Source organism: Micromonospora sp. SYSU B005 (genome assembly GCF_055362685.1).
On the sequence record NZ_JAXCFU010000001.1, the window covers coordinates 238,071 to 261,056 of the forward strand.

The following is a 22,986-nucleotide window of genomic DNA, read 5'->3' on the forward strand; positions in this document are numbered from 1 at the left end:
CCAGCTTCGCGGGCGGCGGGGCGGACGGACAGAGTAGGAGTACCTAGGGCCGGGTCTGCTCGCGCACCCAGGCGGTGTAGCCGGGATTGCCGCTGTCCTCCCGGCTGACCAGGATCTCCGGCACCTCGTAGGGGTGGTTGGCGCGGAGCTGGTCGACCAGGGCGTCCACCCGGTCCGGCGCGGTCTTGAACCGCACCTGCCACTCGGCGGTGGTCTGGATCGCCGACTGCCACCAGTAGGTGCTGTCCACCGGACCGCCGACCTGGGCGCAGGCCGCCAGCCGGCCGGCGACGGCCGCGGCCGCCAGCACGTCCGCGACCCCGCGGGCGTCCACCACAGTCGTCACCACGCAGATCTGCTCCACGAGCGCACCCTACGCGGCCCGCTGCCACCACGCCGAGCAGGCGCGGGGAAACAGCTCAGGCGTCCACGGTGCCGTTGCGGTTGTCCGCGATCCACCTGTCGATGCGGGCCCACCAGTCGAACAGCCAGTCGATGCGTTCCTGCTTGCCGGCCGGGATCTCCTCCGGCGGCACCGACCAGAACCGCATCACGATCCGCTTGTCCATCGGCAGCTCGCGCCACACGTCCGCGACGGTGAGCATCTGGTCCAGCCCGGTGTGCGCCACGAAGATCACGCCCGCGTCCGGCGCGGCGTCGAGCGCGGCGAGCAGACCGCCCGGCTGCGGGGCGAGCACGTGCCGCATCCGCTCGGCGCGGCGCGCCATCCGTTCCAGACCGAGCGACCGCAGCCGGTCGATCGCGCGCTGCCGGCGCGCCGGGGTGAAGTTGCCGCCCTCCGGGAAGATCACGAAGGCGTCGTCGTCGTCCAGGCCGGTGGCCAGGTGCCCGACCTGCCGGGCCACCGACTCGCGCCCGTCCGGCCCGGCCGCGATGAACCGGTTGGGCAGCCGGTTGAGCAGCACGTCGATCGCCGGGTCCCACTGGAGGGTCTCCTTGAGCACGATCCGGGGTTCCCGGTTGAACCAGTTCACCAGCGCGTGGATCAGGATGAACGAGTCGCCGGGCCCGGCGTGCCGGCAGACCACCAGCTCGGGGCGGCCGGGCAGGGCGGTGTCCGGGTCGGTGCCGACCACGTCGATGCTCAGCCGCAGCGTCCAGCGGGCCTGCCAGAACATGATCCGCAGGAACCAGCCCGCCAGCACGTAGTGGGCCCGTTGGAAGGCCGGCGCGCGCTTGTACACGCCGAAGCCGGAGGCGAGCCAGAGCAGGAACAGGGCGAGCAGCGCGGCGGCGTCCCAGACCAGGTAGACGGTGCCGATCCAGAGCAGCCGCAGCGGGCGCAGCCGCCCCGGCACCAGCGGGGACGCGGCCAGCGCCAGCAGCGCCCAGCCGGGCAGCGTGGTCACCACGAGGAAGGCCAGCAGCACCACACCAGGGGCGAGCACCAACCGGCGTAGCCAGCGGGGTGGCAGCGGCATTCAGCGCTCCAGCGCGGTGTCCAGGTATCGGCGGGAGGCAGTGTACGCGCGACTGATCCGCCGTCCCACCGCCGCCGTGTCCCGGTACGCCCACGGGCTGTCGTCGCGCGGCTCCAGCCCGCCGGTGGGCAGCACGTGCACCTCGACGTCCTCGGGCAGCGCCGCCATCTCCCGCGCGAACCGGTGCCGGCGGGCGATCTCGAACGCCACCTGGGCGATCTCCCAGGGGCGGCGCGGCGGGGTCAGCTCGCGTTCGATCCGGCCCACCTGGAGTACGAAGATCTGCTTCGCGCCGAGCAGCACCGCCTCGCCGACCGGGATCGAGTTGACCACCCCGCCGTCGATGTAGTGCTGGCCGTCGATCTGGGTGGGAGGCAGCAGCCCGGGCACCGAGGCGGAGGCGAGCACCGCCGGCACCAGCGGTCCGGTGTGGAACCAGTGCTCGGCCGCGCGCTCGATGTTCGCGGCGCAGCAGCGGAACGGCACGGCCAGGTCGGCGAACGTGGTGTCCTCGCCCAGCGCGCTCTCCAGCAGGCGGTACAGCGGGCGGGGCGAGTGCAGGTGGGTACGTGCCGCGAACCGGCGCAGCTGCCGGGCGACCGAGTCGCCGTACACCTCGCTGGCCTCGGGCGACGCCCAGAGCCGGACCAGCCGGTCGGTGACCGCCTCGGTCGGGTCGGCGGCGACCAGGGCGCCGTTGACCGCGCCGATCGACGTACCCAGCACCATGTCGGGTTTGATCCGGGCGCGGAACAGGGCGCGCAGCATGCCCACCTCGACCGCGCCGAGCACTCCCCCGCCGCCGAGCACGAACGCCACCGGACCTGCTGCCATGCCGTTCATCCTGGCACGCGGCCCACACCCGGCCGGCCGGCCGCCCCGCCCGTGACCGGACCGTCACGCGACACCGGCCGAGTTGTGACGCAGCGCGATCGTCAACCGGACGACTGTTGACAGGTCAGACACATTCCCGCAACCTGATAGCGCTCCCGAGCCCAGGCAGGTGCGAGCTGATGGCGACACTCCAGGCCGGCCGTCTGCTGGCCCGGCGGTACCGGCTCATCGACCGGATCGGTGCCGGTGGCATGTCGGTGATCTGGCGTGCCCGCGACGAGGTGCTCGACCGGATCGTGGCGGTCAAGGTGCTCGCTCCCTCGCTCGCCGCCGACGCCCGGTTCCGCGACATGGTGCGCGAGGAGGCCCGCTCCGCCGCCCAGCTCGACCACCCGCACGTCACCGCCGTGCACGACTACGGCGAGACGGTGGCCCCGGACGGCTCGATCACCTCGTTCGTGGTGATGGAGCTGCTCAGCGGCGAGGAGCTGGAACACCGGCTCACCGAGGGTCCGCTGCCCTGGCCGGCGGCGGTGGAGACGGGCGCGCAGGTGGCCGAGGCGCTGGCCGCGGCACACCGGCTCGGCATCGTGCACCGCGACGTGACCCCGGCCAACGTGATGATGACCGGCACCGGCGCGAAGGTGCTCGACTTCGGCATCGCCACCCGGATCGGCGCGCCGGACGACGACGAGGACGGCGGCACGTTCGGCACCCCGGCGTACGTGGCGCCGGAACGGCTCGACGGCGCGCCCGCCCAGCCCGCCACCGACGTCTACTCGCTGGGCGTGCTGCTGTTCGAGACGCTGACCGGGCACCCGCCGTACCCGGCGGAGACCTGGGAACAACTGAGCGCGGCCCTCGCGGACTGTCCGGAGCCCACACTGGACGACGTACCGGGACTGCCCGGTCCGGTCGCGGACATCTGCCTGCGCTGCCTGGCCCGTGACCCGCGCCGGCGGCCCACCGCGCACCGGGTCGCCGCCGTGCTGCGCGACCAGTTGCTGCCCGCCGACCCGCAGGCCGCCACCATGCTGGCGCCGACCATGACGCTGCCCGCGCTGACCTCGCCGCCGCCGGCCGGCCCGGAACCGGCCGAGCCGCCGACCTCGGGCCCGGCCCCCGCCGCGCAGCCGAGCCCGGAGCCGGGGCAGGATCCCGCCGCGCAGCCGGCGCCGAGCCGGCGCCGCACCTTCACGCTGGCCGCCGTCGGAGTGACTGTGGTCGCCGCCGCGGCGCTGCTGGCGCCCGCGCTGACGCCGGACCGGACCACCGACCCGCGGGTGCTGCCGACCGCCGGGCCGGTGCAGCCGTCGCCCGCCGACCCACCGGTGGTCGAGGAACCGGCCACCACGCCGCCGGCCGCGCCGACGTCAGTGCCGCCGAGCGGGGGCGCCCGCCCGCCGGCCACCGGTCAGGCCGACGCCGCCGAACGGGTGGACGGGCTGATCGAGGCCGGGCTGACCGAGGGCCAGATCCGCGAGGACGTCGGGGTGGACCTACGCAACCTGCTGCGCAACGCGGTCGCCGCGAACGGCGAGGGCGAGGTGACCGCCGCAGTGGACCGGCTCCGCGGCAAGATCGACGAGCGTCGCCGGGAGGGCAGCATCAGCCCCGGGTACGCGCGGCGACTCGACGCCGCGGCGGCGGAACTCGTGGCCGGGCAGACCTGACCGGTCAGCCGGCCACGGCGGGCGCGACCGTCCGGGATGCCAGGGCGGGTGCCCGCGCGGCCAGGAAGCCCCGGTAGACCGCCTCGTAGTCGGCGGCCATCCGCTCCACCGAGAAGTTCTCCGCGACGTGCGCGACGCAGTCCTGCGGATCCAGGTCCGCCGCCGCCCGCAGCGCCGCCGGCAGCTCGCCGGGGTGCTCGCAGACGAAACCGGTGATCCCGTCGCGGACCAGCTCCGGCACGGCGCCCCGGCCCAGCGCCACCACCGGCGTACCCGTCGCCATCGCCTCCACCATCACCATGCCGAACGGCTCCGCCCACTGGATCGGCATGATCAGGCAGCGGGCGTCCAGCAGCAGCCGCAGCGCGGTGGCACGGTCCGCGTTCACCACGAGCGTCACGTCGTCGCCGAGCAGCGGCCGGACCACCTGCTCCAGGTAGCGGCGCTCGGCCGGCTCGTTGCTCTTGCCCGCGAGCGTGAGCGGCAGCCCGGCGGCCCGGCAGGCCGCGATCGCCACGTCCGGGCCCTTGTCCGGGCTGAACCGGGCCAGCCAGAGCACCGGGCCCGCGCCCGGGACGCGCTTGCGCGGGATGTCCCGCAGCGGCATCGCGTTGTGCACGGTGCCCGCCCAGGGCAGTCCCGGGTTCGCGCGGCGCTGGGCGTGCGAGATCGCGACCAGGCCCACCCCCCGGTCGGTGTTGCCGAGCACGGTGCCGTACTCGCCGACCGGGTTGCCGTGCACGGTGGCCACAGTGGGCACGCGCCGGCGGCCGGCCACCATCGGGCCGATCGTGGTGTGGTCGTGGATCAGGTCGAAGCCGGCCGGGTCGACCAGGCGGTCCACGTGGGCCAGGTGCGCCAGTTCGGGCAGCGACTCGCCCATCCGCTCGTACTGGAGGTCGTCGCAGGTGGAGACGAAGTCGGCGGCGGTGCCGTGCTCGGTGCCCGCGCCGAACAGCGTGACGCGGTGCCCCCGGTCGACAAGCGCGTCGACGAGGCCCGCCACCACCGTCTCCAGTCCGCCGTAGCCGGGCGGCGGCACCGACAGCCACGGCGGCACCACCATGGCGATCCGCAACGGCCCGGCCCAGGCGCGCTCCGGGGACTGCTGGTTCACGGCCACGAGTCCTCCCCGTCGGTCCCCGGCGTACCCCGCTGCGCGCGGGTTCCCGGCCCGGCCCGCGGTAAACGACCGGCGGTCAGCCGGACACCACGATCCCGACGTGCACCTCCCGTACGCCGGGCAGCGCCCAGGCGGCCCGTTCCGCGTCCTCCCGCTGCCACCAGGCGCTCACCACGCCGTCGAGCACCACGGTGTCGCCGTCGACCCGGGCGTCGATCCGTTCGGTTCCGGTGCGCCGCAGCAGCAGGGCGCGCAGGTCGAGTCGCTTCTGTTCGTCACTCGGCGGCGTCGGGGGCCGCACCTCGACCAGGTTCGTCAGCCCGCGTACGCCGCGCAGCCGGCGCAGCTCCCGCTCGGCGGTACGGCGCTGGAAGCCGAACTCGACCTCGCCGCGCAGCATGATCCAGCCGTCGGCGACGGTCACGTCCAGCCGCTCGGCGGGCACGAAGCTGTCCCACTCCAGCGCCCGGCTCGCCGCGATCGCGATGTCGGCGTCGGTACGCCGGTCCGTGGCGGGCAGGTCGACCGCCAGGTCGCTGGCGACGGCCCGGACGCCGCGTACCCGGTGGGCGCAGCGCTCGGCGGCCCACCGCCGTGCGTAGCTGTCCACCTGGCCGGTGAGCGTCACGACGCCCCGCGAGACCGTCACGCCGATCTCGGTGGCCCGGGTCTGCGCGTCCCAGTCCAGTTCGGCGAGGACGTCGCGCTGGATCTGCTGGTCGGTACGCACGGCGGACGTTGTGGTCATGCCCCGAGCCTCCCGCCGGTACGGGTGAGGCGCGTTCACCCGGACCGGGTGAGAAACGAGGAGGGGCGGCGGGTGACGGAGCCAACCCCCTTGGCTCCGTCACCCGCCGCCCGGGAGGGAGGCAGGTCCTCGGGACTATGACGTCTCGGCGAGCGTCACGGTTGCGCTCTCGTTGGATCCGTTTCGCTTGTACTGCACCTCGACCCGGTCGCCGACCTTGCCGGCCTGCACGGCGCCGACCAGGTCGTTCGAGTCGTTGATCACCTTGTCACCGAACTTGGTGATCACGTCGCCGCGCTGGAGCCCGGCCTTCTCGGCGGGGCTGCCGGGCGTGACGGCGGCGACGAGCGCCCCGCCGTCCTCGGCGCCGTTCACGCTCACCCCGAGCGAGGGGTGGCTGATCTTCTCGCCGCGCTGGAGCTTCTCGGCCACGTTCTTGGCCTTGTTGCTCGGGATGGCGAAGCCCACGCCGATGTTTCCGGTGCTGCCCTGCCCGGCGGTGGCGATGGCGGTGTTGATGCCGATCACCTCGCCGCGGGTGTTGACGAGCGCGCCACCGGAGTTGCCCGGGTTGATCGGGGCGTCGGTCTGCAGCAGGCCGGAGATCGAGCTGGCGCCCTGCTGCGGGTTCTGCTGGCCGCCCTCGCCCGCCTGGATGGTGCGGTCGCGGGCGCTGAGGATGCCGGCGGTCACCGAGCCCTGAAGGCCGAGCGGGCTGCCCAGGGCGAGCACCTGGTCACCGACCTGCATGGCGTCGCTGTCGCCGAACTTGGCCGCCTTCAGGTTGCTCACGCCACTGGCCTGGACCACCGCGAGGTCGGTCTTCGGGTCGGTGCCGACGATCTTCGCGGAGGCGCTCTTGCCGTCGGCGAAGACCACCCGCACGGTGTCGCCACCGGCGCCCGCGACGACGTGGTTGTTGGTGAGCACGAACCCGTCGGCGCTGAGGATCACCCCGGAGCCCTCACCGCTGTTCGTCATGATCGTGACGATGCTGTCCTGGACGGACGCCGCGATCTTGGGCAGGTCGGCGCTGTTGATCACCGGGGCGGCGGAGTAGGTGCGGGTGGGGCCGTCCCCGTCGAGCGCGAGGGCCAGCGCGCCACCGGCCACGCCGGAGCCGAACATCAGGGCCAGCGCCAGCGCGCCCGCGCCGACGAACTTCCCGGCCCGGCTGGGGCGCGGCGGCTGCTGCGAGCCCCACTGCGGCATCTGCTGCCCGGGCTGGTACGCCTGGTAGCCCTGCTGCGTCTGGTACGGCTGCGCCTGGTACGACGGCACCGGCCCGCCGTGCTGGGTGGACGGGTAGCCGCCCGCGGTCTGCTGGTTCCAGCCGCCCTGCTGGTGCTGCTGCTGCCCGTACCAGGGGTGCGGCTGCCCCGAGGCCGGGTACGGCGGCGCGGACGGCGTCGCCGGCTGCGGCGGGTACGGCCCGGCGGGCGCGGCGTCTCCGGCACTGCCGGCCGGGTTCGTGTCTCCGGCGGGTGTGCCGGTTCCGGCGGCCGGGGAGTCGGCCGGAACCGACGCCGCGGCCGGGTTGCTGGAGGAGTCCGACGTCCCGCTCTCGACGCGGGGCAGCTCGGCGGTGTGGTGCGACGGCTCGGCGTCGGCGGGGGCCGGCGACCGCTGCGGATCGGTCTCGTGGTCGGTCATGTCACCAGCTTTCCCCGTAGCACTGTCACCAGCCTGGAATCCGCCTGGAAGTTTTCTGAATGTCATTCCCCGGGCTCGGGCTCCTCCGGCAGCAGCGGCAGCTTCACCCGGAACGTCGCCCCGCCGCCCGGCGTCTCCGCCACCTCGACGGTGCCGTGGTGCGCGGCGACGAGCGCGGCCACGATGGCCAGGCCGAGGCCGGTGCTGATCGGCCCGCCGGCCCGGCGGGTACGCGCGGCGTCCACCCGGTAGAACCGCTCGAAGACCCGTTCGGCCTGCTCCGGGGTGAGGCCGGGACCGGTGTCCGCCACCTCCACCACGGCGAGGTTGCCCGCCTCCGCCCGCAGCCGCAGCGTCACCGAGGCGTCCGGCGGCGTGTGGGTGAGCGCGTTCGTCATCAGGTTGCCGATCACCTGGCGCAGGCGCGCGTCGTCGCCGAGCACCACCAGCGGCCCGGCGCCCGGTTCCCGCTCCAGCTCGATCCGCCGGTCCGGGGCGATCACCCGGGCCGCCTCGACCGCGTCGGACGCCAGCACCGGCAGCTCGACCGGGGCCAGTGCGATCGGCCGTTCCCGGTCCATCCGCGCCAGCAGCAGCAGATCCTCCACCAGCAGACCCATCCGGGACGCCTCGTCCTCGATGCGGCGCAGCAGGTCGGCGGTCTGCTCCGGCGCGCGCGCCGCGCCCTGGCGGTACAGCTCGGCGAAGCCCCGGATGGTGGTCAGCGGCGTGCGCAGCTCGTGCGAGGCGTCGGCGATGAACTGCCGCATCCGCTCCTCGGACCGGCGGGCCCGCGCCTCCGACGCCTGTGCGTACGCGGCCGCGTCCCGCGCGCCCATCTCGGCGCTGCGCGCCGCCGCCTCGGAGGCGGCCCGCGCGGTGAACGCGGCCTCGATCTGCGCGAGCATGGCGTTCAGTGCCCGGGACAGGCGGCCCAGCTCCGAGGTGGGGCACGGCCGCCCCATCTCCGGGTCGGGCACCCGCCGGGTCAGGTCGCCCCCGGCGATGGCGGCCGCCGTACGCTCTATCTCCACCAGCGGCTTCAGGCTGGTACGGACGATCCCGGCGCCCACCGACGCCAGCGAGATCAGCACCGCGCCACCGACCAGGAGGTCTATCCACACCAGCCGCCCGACCGCGGAGTCGACGCCGGTGAGGTGCTGCCCGAGCGCGATGATCCGCCCGTCGGGCAGGGCGGTGTAGAGCATCCGCCACCGGCTCCGGCCGTCCTCGGAGCGCACGGTGAACGGGTCGCCCACCCGCTCCTGGTAGCCCGCGAACTCGGTGGGGAAGCGGGGCAGTTCCTCTTCGCGCAGGTTCTCGTAGCGCGTCGGCTCCTCCGGCAGCTCACCGGGACCCATGACGGAGGCCACGTAGTCCGACGGAATGGTGATCTTGATCGGGCCGCCACCGGCCTTGTCGAGCGTGTTGGCCACCGTGTACGCGCCGCCGCGAAGCTGGTCGTCCGCCTGCCCGATCAGATAGTTCCGCAGCAGGAACGCCGTCAGGCCGCTGATCACCACCAGCGCCACAGCCACGAGCGCGAGGACCGCGGCGACGAGCTTCAGCCGGAGCGGGACGCTGCGCAGCCTGCCCTTCGCGTCGTGGACGACGTTCACGCCGCCGGCTTGCGGAGCACGTAACCGACTCCCCTGAGCGTGTGGATCAGCCGGGGCTGGGTGTTGTCGACCTTGCGCCGCAGGTACGAGATGTAGGACTCGACGATGTTGTCGTCACCGCGGAAGTCGTAGTTCCAGACATGGTCGAGGATCTGCGCCTTGCTGAGCACCCGGTTGGCGTTGAGCATCAGGTAGCGCAGCAGCTTGAACTCGGTCGGCGACAGCTGCACCCGCTGGCCGGCCCGGTGCACCTCGTGGGTCTCCTCGTCCAGCTCCAGGTCGGCGAAGGTGAGGCGGGACGGGGCCTGCTCACCGGTCGCGGTACGCCGCAGCACGGCCCGGATCCGCGCGGTCAGCTCCTCCAGGCTGAACGGCTTGGTGACGTAGTCGTCGCCGCCCAGGGTGAGCCCGCGGATCTTGTCGTCGGTGGCGTCGCGCGCGGTCAGGAACACCACAGGGGTACGCGTACCACCCTCGCGCAGCATCCGGATGACCTCGAAGCCGTCCAGGTCGGGCAGCATCACGTCGAGCACCACCAGGTCGGGCCGGTGGTCCTTGGCGGCGTTCAGCGCGGCACTGCCGCTGGTCGCGGTGGCCACGTCGAAGCCCGCGAACCGCAGGCTCGCGGAGAGCAGTTCGAGGATGTTGGGGTCGTCCTCGACGACGAGAAGCCGGGCCTCGGTCTGGGTAGCCGCCATGGCCCCATCATCCGCGCTCCGGCTGCGGTCGCGCTGGATGCTCCCTGGAAACAACCTGTGAGATCAGCGGAGCAGCCGCCGGAGCCCTTCCAGCGCGCCGTCGAGCAGCCGGATCGCGGTACGGAGCTGGTTGTCGCTCAGCCGCCGGGCCCGGACCAACGCCCCGACCTCGACGGTGAACGCGGCCAGCCGCTTGTCGAAGTCGGCGAGCAGCGGTGAGTCGTCCGGACGGGCCGCGCCCTCGCCGGTCGCCGGCCGGGCGGTGGCGGACGTCGCCCAGCCGCCCTGCCGGGTCTGCCGGGCCACCTCGCGCAGCTCCCGCTTCAGGTCGCGCACCGATCCCCGTACCTCGGTGCGGATCTCCCCGGCCAGCGCGGAGAGATCCTCGACGGCGGCGCCGATGTCGTTCTCCAGCGCCGACAGCTCGTCGGCGCGCTGGCGCAGTTCGGCGCGGCCCGCCTCGGTGATCTCGTAGACCTTGCGCCCGCCCGCCGCGGTGTGCGTGACCAGCCCCTCCGCCTCCAGCCGTTGCAGGCGCGGGTAGATGGTGCCGGCGCTTGGTGCGTACAGGCCGAGGAAGCGCTCCTCCAGCAGGCGGATCAGCTCGTAGCCGTGCTTCGGGCCGTCGTCGAGCAGCTTCAGCAGGTAGAGCCGGAGCCGGCCGTGGCTGAACACCGCGGTCACGGCACGTCCTCCACATGGTCGGCGGGCGCGACCGGGCGGGCGAGCAGCGCGATGCTGCCGGAGGTCGCGGAGGCCCAGAGCCTACCCGCACCACCGCCGAGCACACCGTGGCTGTCCTTGATCGAGCCGAGCCCGCGTCCACCGCTGTCCACCTGGGGAAAGCCGCTGGTGATCTTGCCGGACGTGGTGTGCAGGTGCACGGTGAGGTCGCTGTCCTCGCGGACCCGGACGGTGATGCTGCCGGAGATGGCGCTGAGCCGGATCTCGCTGCCGCGCGGGTTGTCCAGGTCGCAGGTGATCGAGCCGGAGACGGCGTGGGCGCGGACCCGGTCGGGCGCGCTGTCGGCGAGGATCAGCTCACCGGAGACCGTCTCCAGGTCCAGGTCGCCGCCGATGCCGAGCGCCTCGACCGGCCCGGAGATGACCTTCGCGCTGGTGCGTCCCCGCAGCCCGCGCAGCGTGACCTGCCCGGAGGTGACGTCGACCCGGGTCTCCCGGCGCAGCCCGGAGGCGACGAGCGCGCCGCTGACCACCGACAGGGTGGCGAGCACGTCCGGCGGAACCGCTACCGACACCTCGGCCCGGATCCGGTTGCCGAACCACGAGAAGATGCCGAACAGGCCGGGCTTGCGCTTGTGCCGGATCGTCAGCCGCCCGTCGCGGACCTCGACGAGGAGCGGCCGGCTGCTGACCCGGGTCACGTCGACCCGGGCCGGACCGTCGGCGCCGACCACGTTGAGCCGGCCGCTGATCAGCTCGGCGTCGAGCCGGGTGATCGGCTCGTCCAGCGTGATGCGCTGCGGGTTCTCGACCGTCCAACTGGCCATGACACGCTCCCCTCGTCGGCGCGCCGACCCACGGCGTGCCAGGTGTTGCGAGGAGCATAACGCGATACATCGCGACTGAACAAGACACTATCGCGACTGTGTCGCGTCCCCGACGGCTGAGCGGGTCAGGCCGCCAGGTCGAGCTGCGCCGCGAGCACGGGACGCGGGGCCGGGTGGACGGCGGCCTCGGCGATCCGGGCCAGCGCGCGGCGATCAGCGTCCTCGGCCGGGTGCAGCGCCGCGCTCACCGTCACCGACACGGTCAGGCCCCGGGCGGCGAGCACGCGGCGTACCGACGCCCAGAGCGTCTCCGCACCCAGGAAGGCGGGCAGCGTGCTCGGGTCGCCCGCGTATCGATAGCCGATGCTCAGCGGCAGCACCGGTGCGCCCGCCGCCAGTGCGGCCTCGAACATCGCCGGCCGGAAGCCGCGGCTCGGGCGGCAGTCCGTCGCGGCGCCGCACCAGGTCGTACCCTCCGGGAACACCGCCACCGACCGCCCGGACCGCAGCGCGCCGGCCACCCGCGCGACGGTGGCCGGCAGGTCACGCGGCCGGGACCGGTCCACGAAGACGGTGCCCGCCGCGGCGGCCAGGCCGCCGACCAGCGGCCAGCTCCGGACCTCGCGCTTCGCCACCATCCGGACCGGCGACACGGCGAGCACCGCCAGGACGTCCAGCCAGGAGACGTGGTTGGCGACCAGCAGCGCGCGCCCGCGCGGCACCCGGCCGCGGACCAGCAGCCGGACCCCGAGGGTACGCAGCGTCCACCGTGCCCAGGCGCGCAACGCGGCCCGGCCCCGGGCGGCGGACAGCAGCGGTAGCAGCACGGTCAGGCCCGCCCCGGCCAGCAGCATGCCGAGTACGCCGAGCAGCCGCCCGGCCCGGCGCAGCCGCGACACGTCCGGGGCGGCGGGCGGCGGCAGGCAGTCCGGCCCGCAGCCCGAGGCGGGCCGCCACAGGCCCTCCCCGGCACCCGGACCGGCCGTCCACGGCTCGGCGGCGGCGGTGGTCACGACCTCGCCTCGCCGAGGAAGTGCCGCAGGTAGCGCGGGTTCATCCGGTCCAGCGAGAACAACACGTAGAAGTCGGCGCAGCCGAAGTCCGCGTCGTACCCGGGCTCGCCGGCCACCCAGGCGCCCAGCCGCAGGTAGCCACGCAGCAGCGGCGGCACGAGCGCCCGGCGTTGCGTCGGAGTAAGCGCGGCGAGGTCGGCGGCCGGCGCCTCGGCGAACCAGGGCCGGCGCGGGGTGACCCGCAGCAGTGGCGGGGCGAGGTGCCGGGCGGTGACCTCGGACCACACCTGCGCGGCGGCGGTCCCGCCGTCGGCGACCGACACCGAGGCGCAGCCGCCGAGCCAGCGGGCGCCGCGCAGGTGCAGGTAGCGGCAGATCCCGGCCCACATCAGGTTGATCACCGCGCCGGTGCGGTGATCAGGGTGGACGCAGGAGCGGCCCGCCTCGACCAGGTGGTCGCGGAGCGGCGCCAGCGGGCTCAGGTCGAACTCGGCGTCGGCGTACCGGCGGTCGGTGCGGCCGGGCGGCAGCAGCCGGTACGTGCCGACGACCTCGCCGGTGCCCTCGTGCAGCACCACCAGGTGGTCGCAGTACGCGTCGAACCCGTCGGTGTCGAGCCCGGTGGCGGCGGTCGGCAGGGTGGCGCCGAGTTCGCCGGCGAACACCTCGTGGCGCAGGCGTTGCGCGGCCGCGACCAGTGTCGGGTCGTCGGCGATCAGCAGGGTGTAACCGCTGGTCGTGAGCGGTGCGCCAGCGGCGTGCAGAACGGCCATGACTCCTGTGTAGGTGCGCCGGGTTGCCGCCGGACGGGATGAGGGGTGTCGATCCGGTGAACGCCGGTCGGCGGCGGCGTGCGAACCGGGACGGCCGGGACGGGACCGGCGTGTGCGAGGCTGCCGGGCGGACCGCCGCGACGGCGCCGGCGGAGGGGAACCCGGAGGTGCACATGCTGGTCGAGGCCCGCTTTCAGGGGCCGGACGGCTCCGGCAACGGCGGCTGGAGCGCCGGCATCTTCGCCGCGCTGATCGACGACCGGGGGCCGGTGGAGGTCACCCTGCGCCGACCGCCGCCGCTGGACACGCCGCTGACCGCCGCCGACGGCGAGGTACGCGACCCGGACGGTCACGTGATCGCCCAGGTGCGCCGGATCGAGCCGGTCGACGCGGTGGTGCCGCCGGTGGACCCGGCGACGGCGGAACAGGCCGCGCGGGCGTACCCCGGTCTGGTCGACCACCCGTTCCCCCGCTGCTACGTCTGCGGCCCGGCGAACCCGGACGGGCTGCGGATCTTCCCCGGCCGGCTGCCGGACGGGCGGACCGCCGCGCCGTTCCGCGCGCCGGGCGAGGTGGTTCCCGCGACGGTGTGGGCGGCGCTGGACTGCCCGGGCGGCTGGGCGGTGCTGGCGCCCGGCCGGCCGTACGTGCTGGGGCGGATCGCCGCGCAGGTCACGGCGCTGCCACGGCCCGGCGACGAGTGCGTGGTGACCGGCCTCGCAGTCGGCGGCGAGGGACGCAAGGCCGAGGTGCACACCAGCCTGTACGGTTCGGACGGCGCGCTGCTCGGCCGCGCCCGGGCCACCTGGGTGGCGCTGCCGCCCCGGTGATCTCCTCCCTGAGGAGGACGGCGCGTACGCGTCCCGCCTGATTGACCCCCTTGCGCCGGGTTGGAAGGCTGTTGCGGGGCGCCCCCGCAACAGCGCCCCCACCGGCGCGCGTCGAGCCCGCCGGGGCAGGAGAGGAGAATGATGTCCGACGGGCAGCCACGCCCCAGTGCCGGGACCGGCCAGATCATCGTGTCCGGCCTGACCAAGCAGTACAAGACCGTCCGCGCGGTGGACAACCTGTCGTTCACTGTCGAGCCGGGCCGGGTCACCGGCTTCCTCGGCCCCAACGGCGCCGGCAAGACGACCACGCTGCGCATGCTGCTCAACCTGGTGACGCCGAGCGCCGGCACGGCCACCATCGGCGGCAGCCGGTACGCCGACCTGCCCGACCCGCTGCGTACCGTCGGCGCGGTGCTGGAGGCGTCCAGCGCGCACAAGGGCCGCACCGGCATCAACCACCTGCGGGTGATCTGCGCGGCGGCGGGCCTGCCGAAGGAGCGCGCCGACGAGGCGCTCGCCCTGGTCGGGCTCACGCCCGCGGCCAAGCGCAAGTTCAAGGGCTACTCGCTCGGCATGAAGCAGCGGCTCGGCATCGCCGCCGCGATGCTCGGCAACCCGCAGGTGCTGATCCTCGACGAGCCGGCCAACGGCCTGGACCCGGAGGGCATCCGCTGGATGCGCGGTTTCCTCAAGGGGCTGGCCGCCGAGGGGCGCACCGTGCTGGTCTCCAGCCACCTGCTCTCCGAGATGCAGCTGCTCGCCGACGACGTGGTGATCATCGCGGCCGGCAAGCTGGTCCGGCAGGGCCCGGTCGATCAGGTGATGGCGTCGATGACGCACGACGTGCGGGTGCGGGTGCGCACCCCGCAGGCCGACGACCTGGTCGCGGCGCTGCGCGAGCAGTCGGCCACCGTCGACACCGACCCGCACGGCGCGCTGCTGGTGACCGGCGTGGACGCGCCGACTGTGGGCCGGGTCGCGCTGGCCGCCAAGGTGGAGCTGCACGAGCTGACCACCGAGCGCCCCGACCTCGAAGGGGTCTTCCTGGAGCTGACGGCCGGAAAGGCGGAGATCCGATGACGCTTGTCCGATCCGAACTGCTCAAGATCCGTACCACCAGCACCTGGTGGATCTTCGGCCTGATCAGCCTGGCGCTGTGGGCGCTCACGCTGTTCTTCAACTGGTTGCAGACCGAGGCGCTGGCCGGCGGAGACTTCGGCGAGGTGCCGGCCGACCAGTCCGACCAGTTGCAGGCCATCTCGGCCGCCGACAACCTGGCGGCCAACCTCTACACCAACGGGCAGTTCTTCGGGCTGCTCATCGTGCTGCTGCTGGGCATCGTGGTGGTGACCAGCGAGTTCTTCCACCAGACGGTGACCACCACGTTCCTCACCGCACCGCACCGCACCGCGGTGATGCTGGCCAAGCTGGTCGCGGCCGGCGTGCTGGCGCTGCTGTTCTGGCTCGTCACCACAGTGCTGAACCTGATCATCTCGCCGCTGATCCTCAACTCGGTGGACGTCGGCTCGCAGCTCGGCAGCGGCGCCGTCTGGCGGGCGATCGCGCTCAACGGCCTGGCCTACCTGCTCTGGTCGGTGCTCGGCGTCGGGCTCGGCGTGCTGATCCGCAGCCAGATCGGCGCCACGGTGACCGGCATCCTGTTCTACCTGGGCGGCGCGATCGGCGCGGTCATCGTGCTGAGCCTGCTCGCCTCGCGGTACGGCGACTGGATCAACAAGCTCCAGTTGCTGGTGCCGTCGCTGGCCTCCGGGCTCATGGTGGGCGGTGACACCGACATCCCGGGCAACCCGCCGCAGTGGGCCGGCGCCCTCGTGCTGATCGGATACGCGGTGGTGGCCGGCGCGATCGGCGTGGCCACGATCCGCAAGCGCGACATCTCCTGACCTCGCGGTCGGAACGGACCCCGGCCGGTGACGGACGTCACCGGCCGGGGTTCGTTCCGTCTAGCAGGAGTCGGTGGATCACGCAGCGTTTGCCGAACTTCTGGCATCTTCTGTGAAACGGACCACCAGCCGGAGGCGAGAATGCCTGCGCGCAGCGCACGGCGTAGCCTTGGCATCGGTTTACCCAGCGTCGGCAACCGGGGGTCACCGGGGGCCACCGTGACATTCACAACCGCGTGAAAGAGGCGATTAGCGGCCGTGTCGACCCAGCAGACTTCGCAGGAGAACCCACTGGCGGGTTTCGGCCCGAACGAGTGGATCGTCGAGGAGATGTACCAGCGTTACCTCGCCGACCCCTCGAGCGTCGATTCGGCCTGGCACGACTTCTTCGCCGACTACCGGCCGGCCCCGGGCGCCGCCACGCCGCGCCCGGACGGGCAGGCCAAGCCGGCCGCGAAGCCGGAGCCGGCCGAGCAGCAGGAAGCAGTGGCAACCGTCAAGGAGCAGCCCGCCAAGGCGGAGCCGAAGGCCGCACCCAAGGCCACGCCCGCTCCGGCCAAGCCCGCCGCCAAGCCGGCGGCGAAGGCCCCTGAGCCGGCCAAGAAGTCCGCCCCGGCCAAGCCGGCCGCCAAGGCGCCGACCGCGAGCGCCGCGGGCACCACGCCGCTGCGCGGCGTCGCCGCCAAGATCGTGCAGAACATGGACGCGTCGCTGTCGGTCCCGACCGCCACCAGCGTGCGCGCCGTCCCGGCCAAGCTGCTCGTCGACAACCGCATCGTGATCAACAACCACCTGACCCGCGGTCGCGGTGGCAAGGTCAGCTTCACCCACCTGATCGGGTACGCGCTCGTCCGCGCGGTCGTCGAGCACCCGGAGATGAACAACTCCTTCGCCGAGGTCGACGGCAAGCCGGCGATGGTCCGCCCGGAGCACGTCAACCTGGGCATCGCGATCGACCTGGTCAAGCCGGACGGCTCGCGCAACCTGGTGGTGCCGTCCATCAAGGGCTGCGAGCAGATGGACTTCCGGCAGTTCTGGCAGGCGTACGAGGACGTGGTCCGGCGCGCCCGCCGCAACGAGCTGACCATGGAGGACTACTCCGGCACCACGATCTCGCTCACCAACCCGGGCGGCATCGGCACTGTGCACTCGATCCCGCGCCTGATGCAGGGGCAGAGCGCCATCATCGGCGTCGGCGCGATGGAATACCCGGCCCCCTACCAGGGCATGAGCGAGGCCACCCTGGCCGAGAACGCGGTCAGCAAGGTCATCACGCTGACCAGCACGTACGACCACCGGATCATCCAGGGCGCGCAGTCCGGCGAGTTCCTCAAGGTCATGCACGAGCTGCTGCTCGGCGAGCGCGGCTTCTACGACGACATCTTCACCTCGCTGCGGATCCCGTACGAGCCGGTGCGCTGGATGCGCGACGTCGCAGTCGACAGCGAAGGCCAGATCAACAAGACCGCGCGGGTGCACGAGCTGATCCACGCGTACCGGGTCCGCGGCCACCTGATGGCCGACACCGACCCGCTGGAGTTCAAGATCCGGAAGCACCCGGACCTGGACGTCCTCCAGCACGGGCTCACGCTGTGGGACCTCGACCGCGTCTTCCCGGTCAACGGCTTCGCCGGCCAGCAGCGGATGAAGCTGCGCTCGATCCTCGGCGTGCTGCGCGACTCGTACTGCCGCCGCGTCGGCATCGAGTACATGCACATCCAGGACCCGGAGGAGCGGCGCTGGATCCAGGAGCGGGTCGAGCGCAAGTACGAGAAGCCCAGCTCCGACGAGCAGAAGCACGTGCTGAACCGGCTCAACGCCGCCGAGGCGTTCGAGACGTTCCTGCAGACCAAGTACGTCGGCCAGAAGCGCTTCTCGCTGGAGGGCGGCGAGTCGCTGATCCCGCTGCTCGGCGAGGTGCTGGAGTGCTCCGCCGAGGCCGGGCTGGACGAGGTCGTCATCGGCATGGCCCACCGCGGCCGGCTCAACGTGCTGGCGAACATCGTCGGCAAGCCGTACGAGAAGATCTTCTCCGAGTTCGAGGGACACCTCGACCCGCGGTCCACGCAGGGCTCGGGCGACGTGAAGTACCACCTCGGCCAGAACGGCAAGTTCACCACCCCGGACGGCGAGCACGCGGTCAAGGTGTCGGTGGTGGCGAACCCGTCGCACCTGGAGGCCGTCGACCCGGTGCTGGAGGGCATAGTCCGGGCCAAGCAGGACCGGATCGACCTCAAGCTGGAGGGCTACACCGTGCTGCCGCTGGCGGTGCACGGTGACGCCGCCTTCGCCGGCCAGGGTGTGGTCGCCGAGACGCTCAACCTCTCCCAGCTGCGCGGCTACCGCACCGGCGGCACCGTGCACGTGGTCGTCAACAACCAGGTCGGCTTCACCACCGCCCCGGAGTACAGCCGGTCCAGCCTCTACAGCACCGACGTGGCCCGGATGATCCAGGCGCCGATCTTCCACGTGAACGGTGACGACCCGGAGGCAGTGGTCCGGGTGGCCCGGCTCGCGTTCGAGTACCGGCAGGCGTTCAACAAGGACGTCGTGATCGACATGGTCTGCTACCGCCGGCGCGGGCACAACGAGGGTGACGACCCGTCGATGTCCAACCCGGAGATGTACAAGATCATCGACTCGAAGCGGTCGGTCCGGAAGCTCTACACCGAGGAGCTGATCGGGCGCGGCGACATCACCGTGGAGGACGCGGAGGAGCTGCTGCGCGACTACCAGGGGCAGCTGGAGCGGGTCTTCAAGGCCACCCGGGACGCCGCCACCACCCCGCGTCAGCTCAGCCGCCCGGCCCGGGAGGAGGAGCCGGAACCGCAGGTCGACACCGCCACCGACGCCGCAGTGGTCAAGGCGATCGGCGAGGCGCACGTCAACCTGCCGGAGGGCTTCACCCCGCACAAGCGGATCCAGCAGCTGCTGGAGCGGCGCCGCAAGATGTCCGTCGAGGGCGGCATCGACTGGGGCTTCGCCGAGATCATCGCGTTCGGCACGCTGCTGCACGACGGCGTCACCGTCCGGCTCGCCGGGCAGGACTCGCGCCGCGGCACGTTCGTCCAGCGGCACGCCTCGGTGGTCGACGCCAAGACCGGCGAGGACTACCTGCCGCTGATGTCGCTCACCGCCGACGGCGAGCGGTCGCGCTTCTTCGTCCACGACTCGCTGCTCTCCGAGTACGCGGCCATGGGCTTCGAGTACGGCTACTCGGTGGAGAACATCAACGCGCTGGTGGCCTGGGAGGCCCAGTTCGGTGACTTCGTCAACGGCGCCCAGTCGGTGATCGACGAGTTCATCTCGTCCGGCGAGGTGAAGTGGGGCCAGCGCTCCGCGGTGACGCTGCTGCTGCCGCACGGCCACGAGGGCCAGGGCCCGGACCACACGTCCGGCCGCCCGGAGCGGTTCCTGCAGCTCTGCGCCGAGGACAACATGCGGGTGGCCATCCCGACCACGCCGGCGAACTACTTCCACCTGCTGCGCCGCCAGGCCCTGTCGCCCAAGCGCAAGCCGCTTGTGGTGTTCACGCCGAAGTCGCTGCTGCGGCACAAGCTGTGCGTGTCGCCGGTGGAGGACTTCACCACCGGGACGTTCCAGCCCGTGCTGGCCGACACCGCGGCCCCGGCACCGGAGCAGGTGAAGCGGGTGCTGCTCTGCTCGGGCAAGGTCTACTACGACCTGTTCCAGGCCCGGCAGGAGCGGGGCGTGACCGACACCGCGATCATCCGGATGGAGCAGCTCTACCCGCTGCCCGTCGAGGAGGTCCGGGCCGCGCTCGCGCAGTACCCGAACGCCGAGGACTTCGCCTGGGTCCAGGAGGAGCCGGCCAACCAGGGCGCCTGGTCGTTCGTCGCGCTCAACCTGCTGGAGCACCTGCCCGAGGTCCGGCTGCGCCGCATCTCCCGGCCGGCCGCCGCCGCGCCGGCGGTGGGCTCGGCGAAGATGCACGAGGTCGAGCAGAACGCGCTGATCGAGGCGGCTCTCCCCCGCCCGTGACACCACCGGCAGCGGCCCGTCCCGACCCGGGGCGGGCCGCTGCCGTACGACGAGAGGAAAACCGTGTACTTCACCGACCGTGGCATCGAGGAGCTGGTCGAGCGCCGTGGCGACGAGCAGGTCAGCCTGGAGTGGCTGGGCGAGCGGCTGCGTGACTTCGTCGACCTGAACCCGGAGTTCGAGACCCCGATCGAGCGGTTCGCCACCTGGCTGGCCCGCCTCGACGACCCGGACGACGACTGACGGGTCAGCCGGTCGCGCCCCGCCCGGCGACCCGGAGGTCTCCGGTACGCCGCAGCTTCTGCCAGCCCAGCCGGCCGTCGGTCAGCGCGGTGCCGACCGCCTGCAGCAGCACCAGGTACATCACCTGCCGGTAGACGAACTGCTGCAACGGCAGCACCCAGAGCACGCCGAGCTTCTCCCGGTCCAGCCGGAAGGCCAGCACCGCGGTGAGGAACTGGAGCGCGAGCATCGCCAGCCAGGCCACCACCGTGTCGCTGCGGTCCAGGAAGATCAGCCCGTATATCGCGAGCAGGTCGATCACCGGGGCGGCCAGCGGCAGCAGCACGCCGAACAGCGTCAGGAACGACAGGGACCGGCGGCCGAACCGGCCCGACGGGCCGCTCTCGATCACCGAGCGCCGGTGCTTCCACATCGCCTGCAGGGTGCCGTAGCTCCACCGGTACCGCTGCTTCCACAACTGGCCGATGGTGGCCGGCGCCTCGGTCCAGGCGCGGGCGCTCTCCTCGTACACGATGTGCCAGCCGGCCCGGCCGATGGCGACGGTGACGTCGGTGTCCTCGGCCAGCGTGTCGTCGGTCATGCCGCCCACCTGCTCCAGCGCCTGGCGCCGGAACGCGCCGATCGCGCCGGGGACGGTGGGCATGCAGCGCAGCGTCTCGTAGAGGCGGCGGTCGAGGTTGAAGCCGATGACGTACTCGATGTGCTGCCACTTGGCGATCAGGCTGCGGCGGTTGCCGACCTTGACGTTCCCGGCGACCACGCCGACGCGGGGGTCGGCGAACGGCTGGACCAGCCGGCGGACCGAGTCCGGCTCGAAGATCGTGTCGCCGTCGACCATGACGATCAGGTCGTGCCGGGCCAGCGCGAGGCCCGTGTTGAGCGCGCTCGGCTTGCCGCCGTTGGGCTTGCGGACGACCCGGACGTTCGGCAGCCGAAGCGCCGCCACGATGTCGGCGGTGCCGTCCGTCGAGCCGTCGTCGACCACCACCACCTCGATGCCGCCGGGGTGGTCACCGAGCGCGAGCGAGCGGACCGCCGCGGCGATGCCCTCCCGCTCGTTGTACGCGGGCACGATCACCGAGACCGGTTCGGTGACCGGCGGACCCCACGACCAGTCGCGGCGACGGCGGCGGCGCGCGTGCCGTGGGGCCAGAACGAACAGCAGCAGGGTCCGGCCGATCGTGAGCACCCCGACGAGCACGAAGAAGACGCCGAGCACCCCGAACATGCCGTCGGCCACGCGTACCGCGCCGACCAGCACGTGTCCCCGCCACCGCTCGTCGAGCGGGGCCGCCGTCTGCCCGCCCACCGGGCCGGACACGCCTGCGGCGGCGAACGTCTGGTTGAGCCCCTCGCTGACCGTGGTGAAGCGGTACCCGCGCTCCAGCATCATCGGGATGTACCGGTCCAGCGCGGCCACGGTGCCGGACCGGTCGCCGCCCGCGTCGTGCCAGAGCGCGATCGTGCCGGCCGTCCCGTCCGGCGTGGCGCTGGCGACCATCTCCTCTACCGACGGAAGCTCCCAGTCCCGGCTGTCGACGTCGTTCACCACTGTGAGGTAGCCCAGCTCACCGGCCTGCCGCAGCATCGGCCAGTCCCGGTCGCTGTAGGCGTCGGCGCGGGACGAGTACGGGAAGCGCAGCAGCGACGGCCGGACGCCTGTGGTGCTGGCGATGGCGAGCTGCGTCTGTGCGTACTCCAGTTCGCGCCGCCACTGCGGCAGCGAGGCGAGGTCTGGATGGGTGAACGTGTGCACGCCCAGCTCGTGCCCCTCGGCCACCAGCCGGCGGGTCACCTCCGGGTTGCGGACGACCTGCGAGCCGATGACGAAGAAGGTGGCCTTGACCTGGTGCTTGTCCAGGACGCGCAGCACCTCCGGCGTCCACCGCGGGTCCGGCCCGTCGTCGAAGGTGAGCGCGACGGTGCGCGGCGGCAGGCGGTGCGACTGGGTGCGGCCCTCCGCGCCGACGTTGACGATCGGGCCGCCCCCGATCACCGAGCTGGGCACCTCCCGCTGGCTGCCGGGCGTCACCCGGTTGTCGGGTACGAACGCGGCGTTCGTGTACGCCTCGACGACCAGCAGGCCGCCCAGGACGACCACGACCATGGCGACCAGGGCCCAGCTCGGCCGGGGCAGCAGACGCCGCCCACGGGACCGGGGCGCGCCGGGGATCTGCCGGACGTCCAGGACGACGGTGGCGTCGTCCGGCTGCCGCCCGGCCCGGTGCCGCCGGAGGGCGTGCACGCGGCGGGGGTCCAGCGGGACGGTGGGCTGATCGCGGTTCGACGGGCGGGCGGGTGCCTCGTCACTCATCGGCGGGCGCGGCCGGCGCGGCGGGCGGGTCGACGACGGGCGGCGGGTCGACAACGGGCGGCGGCACCTCAGCGGTGGGGGCGGTGGGCGGCGCGGTGGTGGCCGGCGTCTGGACGGGCCGGGGCGCGGTCGGGGCGGTCCGGGTCGGCCGGGGGTACCGAGGGCTCGGAGGGGCCGTGGCGGCGGGGGCGACGGAGGTGGCCGGCACCCGCACCGGAGCGGTTCGGACGTCGGTGGGCGCGTCCGGCGTGGGCCGGGTCACCGCGGGTGACGGCGACGCCGGCTGGCCCGGCGACGGCAGCCGCTGCTCGGTGCTCGGCTCGACGAACGGGATGACGCTGTCCGGAGTGATCGGCCCGCCGGCGAAGCTGACTCCGACCATGACCGTGTAGACCACACCCGCCGCGCCGGCGCAGTAGGCGAGACGGCGCAGCCGCCGACGTCGCCGCCCGCTCGGGTCGACGAAGACGGGGGGCGATTCCGGTACGACAGGAATCAGTGCGGTCGGGCCATCCACGCGGCCAAGTGTAGATGCGAAAAATCCCCACCTTCTCCGCCGGGCAGCTCGTGTGACCAGGCAGAACAGGCAACACTGACCTCGATCTT

At 73.0% G+C, this 22,986-nt stretch carries 20 protein-coding genes; 6 read left to right on the forward strand and 14 right to left on the reverse strand.

Annotation, left to right across the window (positions count from 1 at the left end):
* Window positions 1–43: 43 nt before the first annotated feature.
* From cutA to SM452_RS01100, 3 genes are read right to left on the reverse strand one after another with little or no spacing between them, the layout of a single operon-like run.
* Complete coding sequence (gene cutA, locus SM452_RS01090) at window positions 44–364, reverse strand: divalent-cation tolerance protein CutA (protein ID WP_030503202.1); 321 nt, start codon at window positions 362–364, stop codon at window positions 44–46.
* 55 nt (window positions 365–419) lie between these two features.
* The gene (locus SM452_RS01095; protein ID WP_262013914.1) at window positions 420–1,442 is read right to left on the reverse strand and encodes a 1-acyl-sn-glycerol-3-phosphate acyltransferase; all 1,023 of its coding nucleotides are present in this window, start codon (window positions 1,440–1,442) and stop codon (window positions 420–422) included.
* The gene (locus SM452_RS01100) at window positions 1,443–2,276 is read right to left on the reverse strand and encodes a patatin-like phospholipase family protein (protein ID WP_135241860.1); all 834 of its coding nucleotides are present in this window, start codon (window positions 2,274–2,276) and stop codon (window positions 1,443–1,445) included. It lies immediately after the preceding gene.
* Between the two features lie 179 nt (window positions 2,277–2,455).
* Here SM452_RS01100 and SM452_RS01105 point away from each other — a divergent pair, with 179 nt between their 5' ends.
* On the forward strand, window positions 2,456–3,949 hold the full coding sequence (locus tag SM452_RS01105) for a serine/threonine-protein kinase (RefSeq protein ID WP_463839177.1): 1,494 nt from the start codon (window positions 2,456–2,458) through the stop codon (window positions 3,947–3,949).
* Between the two features lie 4 nt (window positions 3,950–3,953).
* Here the strand turns inward: SM452_RS01105 and SM452_RS01110 are convergent, their stop codons facing one another.
* The 9 genes from SM452_RS01110 to SM452_RS01150 all read right to left on the reverse strand — a co-directional run bounded on the left by SM452_RS01110 (window position 3,954) and on the right by SM452_RS01150 (window position 13,087).
* Window positions 3,954–5,015: a glycosyltransferase family 4 protein gene (locus SM452_RS01110; RefSeq protein ID WP_402807953.1), complete on the reverse strand. Its 1,062-nt coding sequence runs from the start codon at window positions 5,013–5,015 to the stop codon at window positions 3,954–3,956.
* Between the two features lie 133 nt (window positions 5,016–5,148).
* On the reverse strand, window positions 5,149–5,820 hold the full coding sequence (locus SM452_RS01115; RefSeq protein ID WP_355512666.1) for a BON domain-containing protein: 672 nt from the start codon (window positions 5,818–5,820) through the stop codon (window positions 5,149–5,151).
* Window positions 5,821–5,955: 135 nt separating this feature from the next.
* Window positions 5,956–7,473, reverse strand: a complete 1,518-nt coding sequence (locus SM452_RS01120; protein WP_262013917.1) for a S1C family serine protease — start codon at window positions 7,471–7,473, stop codon at window positions 5,956–5,958.
* Between the two features lie 62 nt (window positions 7,474–7,535).
* A complete protein-coding gene (locus tag SM452_RS01125; protein WP_402807384.1) occupies window positions 7,536–9,092 on the reverse strand; it encodes a sensor histidine kinase in 1,557 nt (518 codons plus the stop codon).
* Window positions 9,089–9,790, reverse strand: a complete 702-nt coding sequence (locus SM452_RS01130) for a response regulator transcription factor (protein ID WP_030271847.1) — start codon at window positions 9,788–9,790, stop codon at window positions 9,089–9,091. The genes SM452_RS01125 and SM452_RS01130 overlap by 4 nt, the downstream gene beginning before the upstream one ends.
* Before the next feature lie 63 nt (window positions 9,791–9,853).
* The gene (locus SM452_RS01135; RefSeq protein ID WP_355514224.1) at window positions 9,854–10,474 is read right to left on the reverse strand and encodes a PadR family transcriptional regulator; all 621 of its coding nucleotides are present in this window, start codon (window positions 10,472–10,474) and stop codon (window positions 9,854–9,856) included.
* The gene (locus SM452_RS01140) at window positions 10,471–11,301 is read right to left on the reverse strand and encodes a DUF4097 family beta strand repeat-containing protein (RefSeq protein WP_135241867.1); all 831 of its coding nucleotides are present in this window, start codon (window positions 11,299–11,301) and stop codon (window positions 10,471–10,473) included. Before SM452_RS01140 ends, SM452_RS01135 begins: the two co-directional genes overlap by 4 nt.
* A 125-nt stretch (window positions 11,302–11,426) precedes the next feature.
* The gene (locus tag SM452_RS01145; protein ID WP_402807390.1) at window positions 11,427–12,314 is read right to left on the reverse strand and encodes a lysophospholipid acyltransferase family protein; all 888 of its coding nucleotides are present in this window, start codon (window positions 12,312–12,314) and stop codon (window positions 11,427–11,429) included.
* On the reverse strand, window positions 12,311–13,087 hold the full coding sequence (locus SM452_RS01150; protein WP_355514230.1) for a GNAT family N-acetyltransferase: 777 nt from the start codon (window positions 13,085–13,087) through the stop codon (window positions 12,311–12,313). Before SM452_RS01150 ends, SM452_RS01145 begins: the two co-directional genes overlap by 4 nt.
* Window positions 13,088–13,260: 173 nt before the next feature.
* On the opposite strand from SM452_RS01150, the gene SM452_RS01155 reads away from it, so the two are divergent.
* The 5 genes from SM452_RS01155 (at window position 13,261) to SM452_RS01175 (ending at window position 20,066) form a co-directional block, all read left to right on the forward strand.
* Window positions 13,261–13,917 carry a hypothetical protein gene (locus SM452_RS01155; protein WP_463839380.1) on the forward strand — a complete coding sequence of 219 codons (657 nt, stop codon included), beginning with the start codon at window positions 13,261–13,263 and terminating at the stop codon, window positions 13,915–13,917.
* Window positions 13,918–14,055: 138 nt separating this feature from the next.
* A complete protein-coding gene (locus SM452_RS01160) occupies window positions 14,056–14,997 on the forward strand; it encodes an ABC transporter ATP-binding protein (RefSeq protein WP_402807394.1) in 942 nt (313 codons plus the stop codon).
* Window positions 14,994–15,821, forward strand: a complete 828-nt coding sequence (locus SM452_RS01165) for an ABC transporter permease (protein ID WP_262013923.1) — start codon at window positions 14,994–14,996, stop codon at window positions 15,819–15,821. Before SM452_RS01160 ends, SM452_RS01165 begins: the two co-directional genes overlap by 4 nt.
* A gap of 258 nt (window positions 15,822–16,079) precedes the next feature.
* Window positions 16,080–19,823, forward strand: a complete 3,744-nt coding sequence (locus tag SM452_RS01170) for a multifunctional oxoglutarate decarboxylase/oxoglutarate dehydrogenase thiamine pyrophosphate-binding subunit/dihydrolipoyllysine-residue succinyltransferase subunit (RefSeq protein WP_262013924.1) — start codon at window positions 16,080–16,082, stop codon at window positions 19,821–19,823.
* Window positions 19,824–19,886: 63 nt separating this feature from the next.
* Complete coding sequence (locus SM452_RS01175; RefSeq protein WP_030503218.1) at window positions 19,887–20,066, forward strand: DUF6104 family protein; 180 nt, start codon at window positions 19,887–19,889, stop codon at window positions 20,064–20,066.
* A gap of 4 nt (window positions 20,067–20,070) precedes the next feature.
* On the opposite strand, the gene SM452_RS01180 is transcribed toward SM452_RS01175, so the two are convergent.
* Both SM452_RS01180 and SM452_RS01185 read right to left on the reverse strand, forming a co-directional pair.
* A complete protein-coding gene (locus SM452_RS01180; protein WP_463839178.1) occupies window positions 20,071–22,380 on the reverse strand; it encodes a bifunctional polysaccharide deacetylase/glycosyltransferase family 2 protein in 2,310 nt (769 codons plus the stop codon).
* The gene (locus SM452_RS01185; protein WP_402807405.1) at window positions 22,373–22,897 is read right to left on the reverse strand and encodes a hypothetical protein; all 525 of its coding nucleotides are present in this window, start codon (window positions 22,895–22,897) and stop codon (window positions 22,373–22,375) included. The genes SM452_RS01180 and SM452_RS01185 overlap by 8 nt, the downstream gene beginning before the upstream one ends.
* Between the last annotated feature and the right edge of the window lie 89 nt (window positions 22,898–22,986).